Here is a 17800-nt window from a genome sequence, read left to right on the forward strand (position 1 = left end):
AAGTTAAATGTGTAATGTGAGGAAGTATTATGGCTATTTCATTTAATGGTTTAGGCTCGGGCTTAGCAGTAGCAGATATTGTTGATGCTTTGGTTAGCGCTGAAAGTACCCCTTTTACTTCACGTTTAAACAACAAGGAAGCAACGTTAACTACAGATATTTCAGCTGCAGGTGCACTAAAATCAGCGCTTGAAAAATTGCAAACCTCAATGGAAGCGTTAGGTGAGGTTGATAACTACCAAAAACGTAGTATTTCTGGTAGTGATGATTTTGTAACACTAAGCTCAGATAAAGAGGCTCAGCCTGGTGGTTATAATGTAAAAGTAAACAATCTTGCGACTGAACATAAATTGATGTCAAGTGCATTTGCAGAAGATGCCGCAGTTGGTGAAGGGACGTTAACTATAGCGTCAGGTGAGAATAGTTTTGATATTGATGTGTCAGATACTGCAACTTTGTCTGAAATTCGTGATGCGATTAATGACAGTAAAGATAACGACAATGTAACAGCAACGATTATTACCGACGATAATGGCCAGCATTTAGTTTTATCCGCAAAAAATAGTGGTGTTGAAAACGCAATAAAAGTTACAGCAACTGATGCTGATGGCGATAATACTGACGCGGCAGGTTTATCGGCTCTAGGCTATGACACAGATGCAGGGGTGACAAACATCAGTGAAGTAATTGCTGCAATAGATGCTTCAATTACCATAGATGGTAATTTAACAGTTACTAGCAGTGATAACGAGTTTGCAAATGTTATTGACGGTGTAACGATTACCGCCAAAAAAGCACATGGCACTGATGACGATGATAGCACGTTAAAAATTACTGAAAATAACAATAATATTAAAGCAGGCTTAAACAGTTTTATTGAAAGTTATAACGAATTACTTGAGCTTAGTAATAATTTAGGTAAATCAGGTGAAGACGGCGCTGGTGTGATGGCTGGTGATTCTATGCTTCGTGGGGTAATGTCAAAACTCCGTCAGCAATTAACCAGTGAAGTAACCCTGAGTGATGGCAGTAGTTTGTCGTTATCAAAACTCGGGGTTGAAGCAGACCGTTACGGTAAATTAAGCCTAGACACAGAACGCCTAAACGAGCAAGTCGAAGCAGATGTAGACCTAGTGCAGGAGTTCTTTATAGGTGAAAATGAAGACGAGGGCGGTTTTGCACAGTCTTTTGATGAGCTAATGAGCTTTTATACAGACTCAGATGGTATTGTTCAAAACAGAATTGACAGTAAACAAACCCAGTTAGATGGCTTAGATGATGAGCGAATTGATTTTGCAAGAAAAATGGAGTCGTTAGAGTCTCGTTTATACGCACAGTACAATAGCATGGATTTACTTGTAGCCCAGATGAACTCAACCAGTAGCTATGTGCAAGCGCAGCTTGATAATATGCCAGGGGTTGTTAAGCAAAGTAAATAATTGATTAGTCTATTTTCTTATCGGTATTTAGGCGCCAACTCTTTTGGCGCTTTTTTGCTTTTGGTTCATAAACGATCTATTTAGTAAATATTTTACTTTGTTTGAATAGAAGTACAAAAACCAATTCACTATCTACAACCGCGACTTTATTTTTCACAATTGATATAGCGCTAATAACGCGTTTATATAACTGAGTATGTCAAAAGCAACTAAACGAAAATTAGCGTTTAGTTGCTTTATATTTAGAAATAGCTTTTTGTGATTTACGCTGGTTGATTAACTCGGATTTGAGTTTTATCTCTCGCGTTTTTAAGTCTAGCTGTAGCGGCTAAAATTTTAGCTTGTATAGCTAATAACTCTTTTTCTTGAGGTGGTGTTTCACTCTCACACCAATGTTTTAACTCTTGGTCAATAGCTATTAACGTTTGGCTTGCCAGCTCAATATCTGTTTTATCTATGTGCTCTGATAATGCAATGAGTAATTCATTCAGAGCGTTATAATTCGGCATTATTGCTCAGCTTTAGGTATGCGCTCTTCGAGCGGAATAGAATCCCACCCTTCTTTTATTTCTTTAACGATACGGATAACATCATCTACTGCTGCAATGTCGTTGTTTACATTTGCTTCAGTTAACCTGCGTTGGCAAAAGTCGTACAGCGATAGTAGGTTGCTAGAGATATCCCCGCCATGCTCAAAATTGAGTGCATCTTGTAGAGCACCGAATAATAAAATGCAGGTAGAAATATTTTCACCTTTTTTTTCAAATTCTTTACGCTCAATAAAGCCTTTAGTTGCTGCTAAGCGTCCGATAATATTGCTGAAAATCAAATTGATCTGCTCATAAGGAGACATTTCATTAATGTTGCTAACGCTAACTTGACTGTACTTTTTTATCGATATATGTGCCATGAGAAAATCCTATATTAAAAACACCGATTCATAAAAATAGATAAGCAATATTAATGCCATTGATGTTATCTTTCTTTGAGCATTTCTATAGAGATTATAGCAACGAGTATAGAATATTTTAAAATTCAAACAGGCTAAATTTGTAAGTTAATTCTTTAGTATTAAATTTTAGTGCTAAGTGACTATTTTTTGGCGTTGATGTCAATAAATTGCCGCTTAGCGCTTGCATCCCTCCTAAACTCGCTTACAATTTAGAAATTAACTAACCTCGTGGTAACTGTGGTTCGCCAATAATGATCTTAATTTTAGACAATAATAATAATCGTGCGATAGGTTTACATGCAGCACTTACCTTCATTGGTGAAACTGCACAATTAGTTGATGAGACTACATTACAGTCTTTTTGTGAAAAACATCAACAGCAAGAATGCATGGTCATTCTTGGTGCTTTACAGCAGCTAAATCACGAGGCTGTGATCAAACAGTTTCCTGCCATTCCGTTTTTATTAATTGGTGAAACACTCAAACCGCTGCTAAGCATTGCTAATGTAGTTGGTTTAATTTGTGAACCGTTTAACCATGACGTAACTACTCAGCTATTGCATGATTGTCAGCAATATCAGCGCATGCTACCGGGTGACCATAAACAAGCTAAATCCAACAAATCATTTGATGGTTTAGTCGGTGAAACCGAAGCTGTAAAAGATGTGCGCTTTTTAATTGAGCAAGTAGCAAAAACCGATGCCAATGTGCTGATCTTAGGTGAGTCAGGCACAGGTAAAGAAGTTGTTGCACGTAATGTTCATTTACTCTCTAAACGCAATACCGGGCCATTTGTGCCGGTAAACTGTGGTGCTATTCCTGGCGAACTTCTTGAAAGTGAGCTATTTGGCCATGAAAAGGGGGCCTTTACGGGCGCTATTTCTGCACGCAAAGGGCGCTTTGAATTAGCGCAAGGCGGCACGCTGTTTCTAGATGAAATAGGTGATATGCCTTTGCAAATGCAGGTTAAACTACTACGTGTGTTGCAAGAGCGTAGCTATGAGCGAGTAGGGGGTACTAAGCCTATTCAAGCTGATGTACGAATTATTGCTGCAACTCACCGCAACCTTGAAGAGATGATTGAAAAAGGCGACTTCCGTGAAGACCTTTTTTATCGCTTAAACGTGTTTCCAATTGAAAATCCTTCGCTAAGTGAGCGTGCTGACGACATTCCTCTGCTTTTAAAAGAGTTAATGCGTCGTGTGAACGAGCAAAGTGGCACAACGGCCAAATTCACTGAGCGTGCGATTCAAAGCTTAAAAGAGCATGCGTGGCCGGGAAATATTCGTGAGCTTGCTAACTTAGTTGAGCGCATGGTGATCATGTTCCCTGATAAAGTAGTTGATGTGCCAGACCTACCAGCTAAATATCGTTATATCGAAGTTGAGGCTTATGAGCCTGAGTACCCTGAAGAGTTGATGGAGCGAGATGCTTTCAACGATATTTTCAGTACCGGCTTTAGTGATTACGATGATGAAGAACCTGAAGTACCAGCAACAACGGCTGACTCAGGTTTATTACCAGATGAAGGAATTGAGCTCAAAGAGTATCTTGCTGAGCTAGAAATTAGCTTAATTAGCCAAGCATTAGAGCGCTATGATTACGTTGTTGCACGTGCAGCAGAAATTTTAGGTGTTAGGCGCACCACACTGGTCGAAAAAATGAAGAAATACAACCTAACGCGTGACTAATAGTTAAGAGCAGGTTTTAGGCAAAAATTAACTAAGTACTATGGTTATTACGCCTATAGAATGGGCTGTGTCTTTATTTATAGGCGCTAAACTTACGGGCGCGCTCACCGTCTTTCATTCGGGGTCTGCTGTGGTAATAAATCACTAAAAGCTTTTTGCACAAAGAGAAAATAATGAGGAACAAATGAGAAACCAAGCCCTTTCTTTTAATATTTAAAGCGCAATATTCCTTTAACCTATTTGTGAATCAGGCTCTTAATACTTTTACCACCAAGGTAATCGAGGTGCTGCGCGCTACACCTAGTAGCCTAGAGCCTAAAATTTAACATCTTTATTTTTACCTCATAAGCGCAGCGTCTCTTAGCCTCTTTGTGAATAAGTTACTTAATTAGCTTTTTACCACCGGAGGCTGCTTGCAGCACCGAGAAGATAGAAGCCAAGCTTAGCCCATATCACCTAATAACTATCAATAATCTCTTGTTTTCTAAAACAATCATTACTATGGTCGTTAACCATGCCACAGGCTTGCATATGCGCATACACAGTGGTTGGCCCTAAAAACTTAAAGCCACGCTTTTTTAAATCTTTGGCAAATGCTGTTGAGGCTTCAGTAATAGCCGGATAGTCCGCTAATTTATCGAGGTCGTTTACCAGTGGCTTGCCACCCATAAACTGCCATTGGTAGTTTGAGAAACTGCCGAATTCTTTTTGAATTTCAATAAAACGCTGCGCGTTATTGATAGTAGCAGCGATTTTAGCGCGATTACGAATAATGCCTTCAAACTGCATTAACCGTTCGACGTCGTCTTCGGTCATTCTGGCAACATCTTCAACAACAAAGTTTTTAAAGGCACTGCGATAGCCATCACGTTTTTTAAGTATGGTATACCAACTCAGTCCCGCTTGTGCTGACTCTAAGGTTATAAACTCAAATAAGCGGTGATCATCATATAATGGCACCCCCCATTCTTGGTCATGATAGGCCACATAATCTTCTTTGCTGGTATCGAGCCATGGGCAACGACAATGGTGTTCTTTTTGCATTATTCCCTCGCGATTGTCATTTTTTTGTCAGTGTTGTTTTTGTCTTTAATTTATTGAAATAAAACAAAAATAAATTTGGTACGGATTGTGCATTTAGCTAGGTAGACACGATTTTTTGAGTATTGATTATGGCCTTAGCAAATGTCCTAAAACCACAATTTATCACAGCCAAACAATATAACCCATGCCTACAGCAAGAAGAGTATGTGGGTGAATTGAGTGAGCTGCGCCAACAAGCCAGTTGGTTAGACGCCATTTGGTTGATACCATGCCTGCGGGTGTGGTGGTTTTAGATGGCCGAGGCATGATCGCAAAAGCCAATCAAATTGCCATTGATATGCTAGGTGAACCCCTTGAAGGTGAAAAGTGGTTTAGCGTTATTCAACGCTCATTTCGACCACAGCAAGACGATGGACATGAAGTATCACTTAAAGATGGCCGTTTAATTAAGCTTGATATTACTGCGCTTGCTCCAGAGCCAGGGCAGTTAATTCTAATGACAGATTTAACTGAAACCAGACGCTTACAAAAGCGAGTTGCACATATGCAGCGCTTAAGTGCGCTTGGCAAAATGGTCGCTTCGCTTGCTCACCAAGTCAGAACACCGTTATCAGCGGCCATGCTGTATGCCGCAAATTTAGGCTCAAAGCGATTGCCAGAAAGCTCGCGTGGCAACTTTCATACGAAGCTAATGTCGCGTTTAAAAGATTTAGAAACCCAAGTGAACGATATGCTGTTATTTGCCAAAAGTGGTGAGCAACAAGTGGTCGAAAGCGTTTCAATGCAACAGTTACTTAATGAAGTAAAAGCCGGTGCTGATGCTATGGTTGCACAAAATAACAGTGAACTTAGCGTGAACTTGCCTGAGCCAGATATTGAAATTATGGGTAATAAAACTGCTCTGGCGAGTGCTATTCAAAACCTGATCCACAATAGTATTCAAATTATTGGCTCTGAGGCTGTGGTAACCCTGAGTGCCGAACGTGACGAAACTAGCGAAAACTGTGTTCGTATCAGTGTCAGTGATAATGGCCCAGGTGTTGATTTACGTCATGCCAACAAATTATTCGAACCTTTTTACACTACCAAAAGCCAAGGCACGGGGCTTGGACTTGCAGTTGTAAGTTCAGTAGCCAATGCGCACCAAGGACGGGTTGAAGTGACTAATAATGCTCATGGGGGAGCATGTTTTAGTTTGATCTTGCCAATTAGTGCAGAACCAATCTCAGCGGAGGCAAAATGAATACTAACTCTATTTTAGTCGTTGAAGACGACGCAGGCTTACGAGAAGCACTGATCGATACCCTTGAAATGTCGGGTATTGATTGCGTTGCTGCAGATAGCGCTGAACAAGCGATGATCTTGCTTAAGCAAAATAGCTATTCATTGGTTGTTAGTGATGTGCAAATGGGCGCCATGAGTGGCCTTGACCTATTACGTAGCATTAAACTTAATTATCCTGAGCTGCCGGTATTAATGATGACAGCCTATGCCACCATTGATGATGCTGTAGAAGCAATGCGTTTAGGTGCGATTGATTACATGGCAAAACCGTTTGCTCCAGAAGTGCTCCTTAACATGGTGAGTCGTTATCTACCTGAAAAGGAAAAAGAAACCGATGGCCCAATTGTTGCCGATCCATCGAGCATTAAGTTATTAGAACTTGCCAGTAAAGTAGCGCGCTCAGATGCCAGTGTTATGGTGCTTGGCCCAAGTGGGTCAGGTAAAGAAGTGTTGGCTCGTTTTATCCACGATAAATCAAACCGTAGCGATGCCCCCTTTGTGGCTATTAACTGTGCTGCTATTCCTGAAAACATGCTTGAAGCAACTTTATTCGGTTACGAAAAAGGGGCGTTTACCGGCGCTATTCAAGCTTGCCCGGGTAAATTTGAGCAAGCTCAAGGTGGTACCATCTTACTTGATGAAATCACTGAGATGGATTTAGGCTTACAAGCAAAATTACTGCGTGTACTTCAAGAGCGCGAAGTAGAGCGCTTAGGCGGTCGTAAAACCATAGAGCTTGATGTTCGTGTTCTTGCTACAAGCAACCGAGATTTAAAAGAAGCAGTGAGCGAAAATCTATTTAGGGAAGATTTATATTATCGCTTAAATGTATTCCCGCTAATGTGGAAACCATTAGCCGAGCGTCCTGGTGACATTGTTGTGTTGGCTGAGCATCTAATTGAGCGTCATTGCCTGAAAAGTAAAGAACCTATCGCTCAACTAAGTGAGGGTGCGAAACAAAAGCTGCTATCGCATGCTTAACGCCAGGTAACGTACGAGAGCTCGATAACGTTATTCAACGGGCGTTGATATTATGCGATGGTAATAGTATTCATCAAGATGATGTCTTTATTGAAGAGTTGCTTACGGTGGATATCAAGCCAGTCGCTACGCCGCCACACAACGCACCGGTATATCAAGAACAGCCTGTTGAAGTTAATCTAGATACCGTGCCACAAGTGAGTGAGCAAGGTAATTACAAAGACGAGCTGAAAGACAAAGAGCATCGTATTATTTTAGAAACCTTAGCGCGTTGTAACGGTAAGCGTAAAGAGGTTGCAGAAACCTTAGGTATCAGTCCGCGCACGTTACGTTATAAACTGGCGCAAATGCGAGACTTGGGTATCGCCTTACCTGCATAAACTCCTTCCAAAAAGTTAGTCAAACAAGCTCGCATTTTTGTGAGCTTGTTTGCTGTCAAAACTCTGACAAGTAAATTAACTGCATTAAGTTATTGAAAATACTTGTTTTATTTTGTGGCACGGTTTGTGCTTTATCAGTGCATAAGTAAACTGCATTGTCAGAGAGTATTATGAAAGTTCAAAACAGCGCATTATTTCAAGAAATGCAATCTATGGCTTCAGAAGTTGGTCGTGGTAACTCAATTAATAATTTACCAACACAAACTCAGCCAACTTCATCGGCACAGTTTGGTGATTTACTTACCAATGCACTTGATACAGTGAATGGCTTACAACAAGAAGCAAAACAAAAAGTAACCGCGCTTGAAATGGGCGATCGCAGTGTTTCACTTGCGGACGTAATGATTGCTTCGCAAAAGTCATCAGTTGCCTTTGAAGCGACGGTACAGGTTCGCAATAAACTTGTTGAAGCTTATAAAGAAATCATGAACATGCCTGTGTAACTAGGTAGTGGAGAATTATTGTGGCGCAATCTAATCAATCAACTGATCTAGCCTTAGCAGGCGGCGGTATCGATGCAACCGATACTGACGATCAACAAGAGCAAAAGTCAGGCTACCTAAGTGCCTTAAATGGTGTAGACGTTTTACGCCAGGCTACTTTAGTGATTGCTTTAGCAATCTGTTTGGCTATCGCAATTTTTATTATTATTTGGGCTCGTCAGCCAGATATGCGTCCGCTTGGCAAAATGCCAACGGAAGAGCTTATTCAAACGCTGGACTTCTTAGACGCTCAAAAGATTGATTACGAACTTGATGGTAACGTCATTTCTGTTGAAGAAGGTGAATACCAAAACATCAAATTATTGATGGCTCGTGAAGGCTAGATCAAGCGCCAAGCTCAGGTACTGACATCATCATGCAAGACATGGGGTTTGGTGTAAGCCAACGCCTTGAACGTGAACGCTTAAAGCATGGTCGTGAGCAACAGCTTGCACGTACCATCGAAGAGCTAAAAAATGTTACTCGCGCCAAAGTACTTTTAGCTATTCCAAAAGAAAACGTATTTGCTCGTCGTGAAAAACAACCTTCAGCGACGGTAGTACTAACCTTAAAACGCGGCCGTACGCTTGATGGTGAAGAAGTTGACTCAGTAGTTGATATTGTTGCCTCAGCAGTCCAAGGTTTATCGCCAGAGCGTGTTACTGTTACCGATCAAAATGGTCGTTTACTGAATTCAGGCTCACAAAACTCACTTGCTGCTCGCTCTCGAAAAGAGTATGAAATTGAGCGTAAGCGTGAAGAAGAATACTTAAATAAAATCGATAGCATCCTTATTCCAGTTGTAGGTTTAGGTAACTACACAGCGCAAGTCGACTTAAATATGGATTTTAGTGCAGTCGAAGAAACACAAAAACGTTATAACCCAGACTTACCCGCTGTGCGCAGTGAAACCACGTTCGAAGAAAACAACATTGGTGGTCTTGCTGTGGGCATTCCTGGTGCGCTAACGAATCAGCCGCCAGTTAACTCTAATATTCCTGAGGTCGCTGGCCAAGGTAGTGCAGGTTCAGCAACGAACCCAAGTCGTTCGCATAAAGAAGCAACACGTAACTACGAACTTGATACCACAATTTCGCATAAGCGCCAGCAAACCGGTGTTATCCGCCGCATCAGTGTGTCAGTTGCCGTTGATTATGTACCACAAGTAGGTGAAAACGGTGAAACAACTATGGTTCCTCGCTCTGTCGAAGCATTGTCAAATATTCGTCGCTTACTACAAGGTGGTGTTGGGTTTGATATGCAACGCGGTGATGCACTTGAAGTCGTTACAGTGCCATTTGTAAGACAAGATACAGGTGAAGCGATTGAAGTTCCACTTTGGGAGCAAGATTGGTTCATGAAGATGCTACGCTTAGCATTAGGTGCACTGGTTATCATCGTACTTATTGTCTTTGTTGTAAGACCTATGCTGAAACGTCTAATTTACCCAGACGATACACTAGAAGAATATGATGAAGATGCATTAAGTGCAGGTGTAGATATTGGTGATAGCACGCTAGATATGCTAAATAAAGACTTTGACTCTGCTGCTGTAGGATTCTCAAGTGATGGTACACTACAGCTGCCAGACTTACATGGCGATGAAGATTTACTCAAAGCAGTTCGTGCATTGGTTGCAAATGAACCAGAACTGTCTTCTCAAGTAGTGAAAGCGTGGTTAACAGAAGATGACTGATCAAGAACAAAAACAATTACCACCGGCGTTTGATGTTGATAAATTAGACGGTGTTGATAAGGCGGCAATCTTATTGCTGAGCTTATCAGAAGAAGATGCTGCGCAAATCCTTAAGCACTTAGAGCCAAAGCAAGTGCAAAAAGTGGGTATGGCAATGGCCGCACTAGATGATTTATCGCAAGCGAAAATTAGCGCAGTCCATAATTTGTTTATTGAGCAAATTCAAAGCTTCAGTACCATTGGCTTTCAGTCTGAAGACTTTATTAAAAAAGCCCTTACAGCAGCGCTTGGTGAAGACAAGGCTGCCAGCCTTATTGACCAAATTGTTATGGGCTCAGGGGCGAAAGGTCTTGATTCATTGAAGTGGATGGACTCAAAGCAAGTGGCGAATATCATTCGCAACGAGCACCCGCAAATTCAAACCATTGTTTTATCTTATTTAGAGCCAGAGCAATCAGCGGAAATCTTGTCGCAATTCCCAGAAAAAGTGCGTCTAGATTTAACCATGCGTATTGCAAACCTTGAAGAAGTTCAACCAGCAGCATTGCAAGAGTTGAATGAAATCATGGAGAAACAGTTCGCAGGTCAAGCTGGTGCGCAAGCTGCGAAAATGGGTGGCTTGAAAGCGATCGCTGATATCATGAACTACCTAGATACCAATGTTGAAGGTCAGTTAATGGATTCAATCCGTGAACACGATGAAGAGATGTCACAGCAAATCCAAGACCTTATGTTTGTCTTTGAGAACTTAATGGATGTTGAAGACCGTGGTATTCAAGCAATTCTTCGTGAAGTACAGCAAGATGTATTAATGAAAGCAATTAAAGGTACTGACGAAGCATTAAAAGAGAAGATTTTGGGCAATATGTCAAAACGTGCCGCTGAATTACTCGCTGATGATCTTGAGGCAATGGGCCCTGTTCGTATTAGCGAAGTAGAAGCGGCACAGAAAGAAATTCTTTCTACGGCACGACGTTTAGCTGACTCAGGCGAAATTATGCTTGGTGGCGGTGGTGGTGAGGAGTTCCTGTAAGCCATGAGTAAGTCTTCATTTCATACAGGACGCCCAGTACATGCCAGTGAAGCAGCCGATGAACTATTGGAAAACTGGCCAATTCCTGAAGTGACGCAAGATACAACAAAACTCGCTGGACGCTCAACGGCGTATGGCACGCCTTTAGCTGACTTATATCGTAAAGAGCAGCAAAAGCAGCAGGCCGAAGAGCAGCCAGAAGAGCCTGAAATTCCGTCATTGACCATGGCTGAACTTGAAAAAATCCGTCAAGATGCCTATGAAGAAGGGCTAAAGCAAGGTCATGAACAAGGCTATATAGATGGTTTTGAAAAAGGCGCGCATGAGGGGAAAGAAGCGGGTTTTAAAGAAGGTGTTGAGCTTGGTAAGGAGCAAGGCCAAGAAGAAATTAAGCCTATTTTAGAAGAGCAGCTCACTAACTTAAGAAGCTTACTTGATAGCCTTTCTCAACCATTATCTAAAGTCGATGAAAGTGCCGAAAAGCAGTTAGTGCAATTAGCTGTTATGTTAACTGAAGTCTTAGTTTACCAAGAAATCAAAACCTCACCAGAAGTCATTTTACATGCTTTGAAGCAAGCCATTGATGCGTTAGGTGAAGAGCAAGTGAAAGTACGTATTCACTTACATCCTGATGATATTGCTTTAATTACCGAAAGTTATGGCGAACAAACTGTTGCAGATAACCATTGGCAGTTAGTGGCAGAGCCGACTTTAGAGCGCGGTGGCTGCGAAATTAAAACCCCGCAATCATCCCTCGATATGACGATAAAAACTCGCGTCAAAGAAACGTTGGAAAACTTTTTGCATAGCAGTGGTATCTAACACTTTTTAGGTTCATTATGAGTGCTCAATCAATGACTCTTAGCGAACGCTTACAGCGCTATGAAAAACATATCAAGGCTCCAAAACCGGCTGTTGCCGGTATTCTGACGCGTGTTGTTGGTTTAACGCTAGAAGCAAAAGGGCTTAGAGCACCTGTTGGTAGTCAATGTAAAATTGAAACCATTAACGGCTTTGTTGATGCTGAAGTTGTTGGCTTTAATGACCAAACACTGTACTTAATGCCAAATGATCACATCTCTGGCGTACTACCAGGTGCGCGAGTTATCCCAAAAGTAAACGAAACAGGATTGCCTGTAGGCATGAGTTTACTTGGCCGCGTAGTGGATGGCCTTGGTCGGCCACTTGATGGCTTAGGTGCAATTAATGCTGAGCATCACTTAAAGTTTGCGCAAAACGCAATTAACCCGCTGGCAAGACGACCAATCAGTCAACCTATGGATGTAGGTGTACGAGCCATCAACTCCGTTATTACCGTGGGTCAAGGCCAGCGTATGGGTCTGTTTGCAGGCTCTGGTGTTGGTAAATCAGTGCTACTAGGTATGATGACTCGTGGTTCTGAAGCAGATGTAATCGTGGTTGGCGGCCTTGTGGGTGAACGTGGTCGTGAGGTAAAAGAATTCATTGAAGAAATTTTAGGAGTCGAAGGGCGTAAGCGCTCAGTGGTAGTTGCAGCCCCTGCGGATGCGTCACCATTAATGCGTTTAAAAGGCTGTGAAAGTGCAGTGACCATTGCGGAATACTTTCGCGATCAAGGACTTAACGTGTTGTTATTACTTGACTCTGTTACCCGTTATGCCATGGCACAACGTGAAATTGCCTTAGCGGTTGGTGAGCCTCCGGCTACGAAAGGTTATCCGCCTTCAGTATTTGCTAAATTACCTGCGCTGGTGGAGCGTGCCGGTAATGGTGGTGAAGGGCAAGGAGCGATCACCGCGTTTTTTACTGTACTTAGTGAGGGCGATGATATGCAAGATCCAATTGCTGACTCTGCCCGCGCTATTTTAGATGGCCACATTGTTTTATCTCGAGATTTAGCCGACAGTGGTCACTATCCGGCTATTGATATTGAAAAGTCGATTTCTCGTGTAATGCCGCAGGTTGTATCTGAAGCGCATATGCAACAAGCGCGTGTGCTCAAGCAAGTGTATTCAATGTATCAACAAAACAAAGATATGATCACCTTAGGGGCGTACCAAAAAGGCACCGATCCTATGCTCGACCAAGCAATTAATATGATGCCGCGAGTCAATCAATTCCTTCAACAAGGTATGAAAGATGTGATCAGTTATGATGAAGGTCTGCAAGGTCTAGCGCAGTTATTAGGGCAAGGTTAATGGCTAAAAGTAAACTTGATTTATTGTTAAAGCTTGAGAGCGATAAAGAAGAGTCTTTACGCATGGATTATTTAAAAGCACAGCAGCACTTACAAAGCAATCAACAAAAACTGCAAGGGCTTAATAACTTTCGTTTAGAGTATTCTCAGCAGTTACATTTGAAAGGTCGCTCTGGTTTGTCTAGTGCTGGCTTCAGCCAATATCATGCTTTTATTGCAAAAATTGAAGAAGCGATACGCCAGCAAGCAAGTACAGTGAATACCGCAAAACAAGTTGTGACACAGCGAAAAGCACTGTGGTTAAAGCAACAAGTGAAAGCAAAAGCAGTAGCGAAGTTAATCGAAAAGCAAGCTGAAAAACAAGCGATGCAAGTGGCAAAAGCAGAACAAAAAATGCTGGATGAATTTGCTGCAAATCAGTTTTATCAGCGTCAACTTAAAAACGCACTTCTTTAAAATACTTCCTTTTTAGGCATGTTAATTGCATTTACCTAACCAGTAGCATTAATTTTGGCACTTGCGGCGGCAAATTGCCTCATTACTTTAGATGACTAGGTTTAGGTGAATTATGGCGATCAGTGATATCAATTTGCAGGTTAAAACTGAGCAAGGTACTGGTTTTTCAGGCAAAGACTCAGAGTCTAACAACAAAGCATCGGGCTTAAGTTTTTTAACTTCACTGACAGAAGCAAGTGAAGCGGCAAACGCGCAAGCAAAAAGTGATGCAGATGCTGACTCAGTTGATGAACCTAAAGCTATCAGTACATCTGAAGAACCTAAATCAGATGCAAAACCAGGTGATGAGAATACAGCGACTGATGCTAAAGCTGCAACTGCTCCCACATCTACAGATCAGCAGCCTAAAATAAATCCAGATGTTCGTAATGAAGCTGTAACTAAAGAGCAAAGCGATGAACTTGCACTTGTAGAAGGTGAAGATAACTCACTGCTTTCGCAAATTAATGCGGCTCAAGCTATGAGTACACGTGTTAATAAATTGATTGAAAATAATGACTTTAGCCCTGTAGTTGTTGATAAAAAACCAACCCCAATCGATACCATTACACCTGTAATACCTTCACCTATGACAGACGTTGCGCAAACCGATGATTCAAAAGTCGCAGCAGAAGGTGACAACTCAATCGCAAGTTTATTACATAAGTCTAAAGTTGCGACAGCAGTAGATAGTCAACTAAAAGCGATTGGTGATTTACCGCCAAAAGATAGCGTGACCCCTATTGTTGATGACCCATTAACAGACAAAGAAAAGCAAGGTGTTTCAGCTGTTAATACACCGGATACAAAATCTCAGGTAGCTAACTTTGCCAGTGCAATACAAGCAACGGACAGTAAAGAAACCACTGTTGATTTAGACGCTGTAAAAACAGCTGATGGAAATGAACTCGGCGCAAATGATAAAAGCAAAGCTGTTTTAAACAAGATGCTCAGCGATGCAAATAATAGCGTTCAAACTGATGCAAAAGCGGCTGAAGTGACGACAAAGCAAGCGCATGGCAACGTTGATAAGCCAGCGGTAAATCTAGCTACTGAGCAGTTAGCTCCTAAGAGCGTTGAAGCAAGCGCGGCAAAAGCATCAGATAAACCAGTAACTGATAAGTCAATCGTTAACCTGCTTGCCAAACTACAAAGTGGCGACGGTCAGGCTGTAAGTGAGTTCGCTAAAGGTTTGTCGCTCAGCACTGATCAACAAAAGCAACTTGAGCAACAAATCAATCAACTAAAAGTTGACAATAAGCTTGGCGCTGATGAGCTGGCAACAATCAAGTCGCTATTGACTGATGTGATGAGTAGTAAGCCTGCACAGAGCCCTGTATCACAATTTGCTGTAGAGCAAGGCATTGCTGATGAAAGTCTGACAAAACAAGATGCTAAATTAGCTGATAATAAAGCGCTTGATACTAAACTGCCGACTAGCATCGAAAAGCAAATCACTGCACTGACGAAAGATGAGCAGCAAGCACTGTTAAATAAAGTGAATACTCAACTGCAAACGTTAACGCCGGGTACTGCTCAGTACGAAAAACTTTCTGCGGCACAAACTGTGCTCAAAGAGGCTATTAATGCTCCTGCAATAGTCAACACAGCGATGCCGATAACCGCCGCCACAGTCAATGCTGAAAATAATAATACAAAACAAAACAATACTGCGCAGGTTACAGCCGATGTTACAAAGGCTGCAACTAGTGAAGAAGTAACTTTAGAGCTTGATACAAAAATTAATACCGAACGTACACAAGAAGCTGTGCCTTCGCGTGTAGCTCAGTTATTTACTCAGTTAACGACTCAAGCCAATGCAGCAACACAACCGGGTGCCTATGAGGTGGCTCATCAGCAATATGAGCAAGCAATTGATGCACAAACAATGCAGACTCAAGCAACCACACAAACTCAGGCTCACTCTAAATCGGTGAGCATTGACCCTGGTGTAATGCAAGCGATCAATATTATAAAGAGTGACGCCGCAAAGATGCTCCAAGAGCGAGTTAGTGCGTTACTAAATATTAATAATAAAGAAGCGGAAATTCGCTTAGACCCACCAGAAATGGGCAGTATGCAAATTCGTATACGTAGCGATGCTGAACAAGCGCAAATTAATTTTGTTGTTCAAAATCAGCAGGCTAAAGAAGCTTTAGAGCAATCAATGCCACGTTTGCGCGAAATGCTTGCGCAGCAAGGTATTGAATTGGGTGAAAGTAGTATTCAGCAAGGTAACCCTGAGCAACAACAAGAGCAGTCTGGGCAAGGGCAGCTTGCAGGAAATCAACAAGCTGAGGAGCAACAACCAGAAGTAACAGCGCAAAGCGCAGAAACTTCTCGACAACAATCTTCATCATCAATAGATTACTATGCATAAGTCCTGCTATTATAAGAAATAAAATAGTTACAGTGTGATAAACAACTTGCTGTAACTTTGAGGGAAGTGACAATGATTGAAGAAGCAAATTTAGAAATAGAAGATACGGGTAAAGGCAAAAAGAAGCTGATTATCATTATTGCAGCTGTAGTGTTGATTGTTGGCGCCGCCGCAGGTTACTTTTTATTTATGGGTGATGATGCCCCTGAAGAGAGCCTAGCAGATGAAACCACAGTGACTGAGGCTGCTGCACCATCGAGCTCCGCACAGATTGGTTCGGCTCTCTATGTCGCAATGCCACGCCCATTTGTATTTAATGTACCCGGTGCGAGTCGCGACCGTATTGTACAAATAAAAGTTCAGCTACTTGTTCGCGGTGAAGTGAACGAAGAAACTGCCAAAAAGCATATTCCACTTATCGAAAGTACCTTACTTGGCGTTCTTTCAACAACGACCGCAGATGAATTAGGTACCAGTGAAGGTAAAGAGTCAGTGCGTGTTGCTGCACTTGAAAAAGTACAATCAGCATTAAGTGATGTTGAAGGTAGCAAAGTGATAGAGCGGGTATTATTCACCGGCTTTGTGATGCAATAAGGGGTCAGCGTGAGCGATTTATTATCTCAAGACGAAATTGATGCGCTTTTACACGGCGTTGATGAAGTCGAAGAGGAAGATATTCACGAAGGTGATGACTTAGACAGTAATACCTTACAGTATGACTTCTCATCACAAGATCGTATTGTCCGTGGTCGTATGCCGACCTTGGAGATCGTGAATGAACGTTTTGCCCGTCATATGCGAATTAGCCTATTTAACATGATGCGCCGCACCGCTGAGGTGTCAATCAACGGCGTGCAAATGATTAAATTTGGCGAATATATTCATACCTTATTCGTGCCAACCAGTTTGAACATGGTACGTTTTCGTCCGTTGAAGGGCACTGGCTTAATTACCATGGAAGCCCGATTAGTATTCATTTTAGTGGATAACTTTTTTGGTGGTGATGGCCGCTATCATGCAAAAATTGAAGGCCGTGAGTTTACGCCAACAGAACGGCGTATTGTTCAAATGCTCCTTAAAATTATCTTCGAAGATTATAAAGAAGCATGGGCGCCGGTAATGGATGTATCTTTTGAGTACCTTGACTCAGAAGTTAACCCAGCAATGGCGAACATCGTAAGTCCAACTGAAGTGGTTGTTATTAGCTCCTTCCATATTGAGCTAGATGGTGGTGGTGGTGATTTCCATATCGCATTACCGTATTCAATGCTTGAGCCTATTCGCGAATTGCTCGATGCCGGTGTGCAATCAGACACCGAAGACACCGACTTACGTTGGAGTAAAGCATTACGTGATGAGATCATGGATGTAGAAGTCGACCTATCGACTCAATTGCTTGAGGTTGATTTAACGCTACAACAGATCATGGAGCTTAAAGCTGGCGATATTATCCCAGTTGAAATGCCAGAGCATATCACCGTATTTGTAGAAGAATTGCCGACCTTCAGAGCGAAAATGGGCCGCTCACGTGACAATGTGGCGCTACAAATTAGCGAAAAAATTAAACGCCCTGAATCAGTTAAGTCAGAACTACATGTGTTCACTAAAGGTGGCAAAAAACTGGATTCAGATGCAGAATTAGCAGAACTAGAAGAAGATCTACATCTATCTGAAGGTGTAGATTTAGACTGGTAGTCGATTTATAAG

The 17800-nt window shown here is 41.9% G+C and carries 13 protein-coding genes and 3 pseudogenes; 13 read left to right on the top strand and 3 right to left on the bottom strand.

The genetic code is table 11. The features are described from left to right. The first annotated feature begins 29 nt into the window (after positions 1-29). Entirely contained in the window at positions 30-1439 is a 1410-nt protein-coding gene (gene fliD, locus ACRWSG_RS13590; protein WP_199529243.1) for a flagellar filament capping protein FliD, read from the top strand. A gap of 263 nt (positions 1440-1702) precedes the next feature. Here fliD and ACRWSG_RS13595 read toward each other — a convergent pair whose 3' ends face one another. After that, positions 1703-1948 carry a hypothetical protein gene (locus ACRWSG_RS13595; protein ID WP_462166528.1) on the bottom strand — a complete coding sequence of 82 codons (246 nt, stop codon included), beginning with the start codon at positions 1946-1948 and terminating at the stop codon, positions 1703-1705. Then, positions 1948-2349, bottom strand: a complete 402-nt coding sequence (gene fliS, locus ACRWSG_RS13600; RefSeq protein ID WP_138599045.1) for a flagellar export chaperone FliS — start codon at positions 2347-2349, stop codon at positions 1948-1950. The genes ACRWSG_RS13595 and fliS overlap by 1 nt, the downstream gene beginning before the upstream one ends. Positions 2350-2642: 293 nt before the next feature. Between fliS and ACRWSG_RS13605 the strand changes: the two genes are divergently transcribed. Next, on the top strand, positions 2643-4082 hold the full coding sequence (locus ACRWSG_RS13605; protein ID WP_199529242.1) for a sigma-54 dependent transcriptional regulator: 1440 nt from the start codon (positions 2643-2645) through the stop codon (positions 4080-4082). Positions 4083-4538: 456 nt separating this feature from the next. On the opposite strand, the gene ACRWSG_RS13610 is transcribed toward ACRWSG_RS13605, so the two are convergent. After that, complete coding sequence (locus ACRWSG_RS13610) at positions 4539-5126, bottom strand: DNA-3-methyladenine glycosylase I (RefSeq protein WP_199529241.1); 588 nt, start codon at positions 5124-5126, stop codon at positions 4539-4541. A 128-nt stretch (positions 5127-5254) separates the two neighbouring features. Here ACRWSG_RS13610 and ACRWSG_RS13615 point away from each other — a divergent pair. The 11 genes and pseudogenes from ACRWSG_RS13615 (at position 5255) to fliM (ending at position 17788) form a co-directional block, all read left to right on the top strand. Next, a pseudogene (locus ACRWSG_RS13615) lies at positions 5255-6369 on the top strand (sensor histidine kinase). After that, positions 6366-7771: pseudogene (locus ACRWSG_RS13620) on the top strand (sigma-54-dependent transcriptional regulator). Before ACRWSG_RS13615 ends, ACRWSG_RS13620 begins: the two co-directional pseudogenes overlap by 4 nt. Positions 7772-7941: 170 nt before the next feature. Next, the gene (gene fliE, locus ACRWSG_RS13625; RefSeq protein ID WP_138599040.1) at positions 7942-8274 is read left to right on the top strand and encodes a flagellar hook-basal body complex protein FliE; all 333 of its coding nucleotides are present in this window, start codon (positions 7942-7944) and stop codon (positions 8272-8274) included. Positions 8275-8294: 20 nt separating this feature from the next. Further along, positions 8295-10009: pseudogene (gene fliF / locus ACRWSG_RS13630) on the top strand (flagellar basal-body MS-ring/collar protein FliF). After that, positions 10002-11042: a flagellar motor switch protein FliG gene (fliG, locus tag ACRWSG_RS13635; protein WP_462166529.1), complete on the top strand. Its 1041-nt coding sequence runs from the start codon at positions 10002-10004 to the stop codon at positions 11040-11042. Before fliF ends, fliG begins: the two are co-directional and overlap by 8 nt. A gap of 3 nt (positions 11043-11045) precedes the next feature. After that, complete coding sequence (fliH, locus tag ACRWSG_RS13640; RefSeq protein WP_339980786.1) at positions 11046-11864, top strand: flagellar assembly protein FliH; 819 nt, start codon at positions 11046-11048, stop codon at positions 11862-11864. Positions 11865-11881: 17 nt separating this feature from the next. Further along, a complete protein-coding gene (gene fliI / locus ACRWSG_RS13645) occupies positions 11882-13219 on the top strand; it encodes a flagellar protein export ATPase FliI (RefSeq protein WP_462166530.1) in 1338 nt (445 codons plus the stop codon). Next, positions 13219-13674 (top strand): flagellar export protein FliJ, encoded by a 456-nt coding sequence (fliJ, locus tag ACRWSG_RS13650; protein ID WP_054553271.1) that lies wholly within the window; start codon positions 13219-13221, stop codon positions 13672-13674. Before fliI ends, fliJ begins: the two co-directional genes overlap by 1 nt. Before the next feature lie 112 nt (positions 13675-13786). Continuing rightward, complete coding sequence (locus ACRWSG_RS13655) at positions 13787-16093, top strand: flagellar hook-length control protein FliK (RefSeq protein WP_462166531.1); 2307 nt, start codon at positions 13787-13789, stop codon at positions 16091-16093. Positions 16094-16165: 72 nt separating this feature from the next. Next, a complete protein-coding gene (gene fliL, locus ACRWSG_RS13660) occupies positions 16166-16687 on the top strand; it encodes a flagellar basal body-associated protein FliL (protein ID WP_462166532.1) in 522 nt (173 codons plus the stop codon). A gap of 9 nt (positions 16688-16696) precedes the next feature. Then, a complete protein-coding gene (gene fliM / locus ACRWSG_RS13665; protein ID WP_054553268.1) occupies positions 16697-17788 on the top strand; it encodes a flagellar motor switch protein FliM in 1092 nt (363 codons plus the stop codon). The last annotated feature ends 12 nt before the right edge of the window (positions 17789-17800 follow it).

Source organism: Pseudoalteromonas sp. GB43 (genome assembly GCF_054923805.1).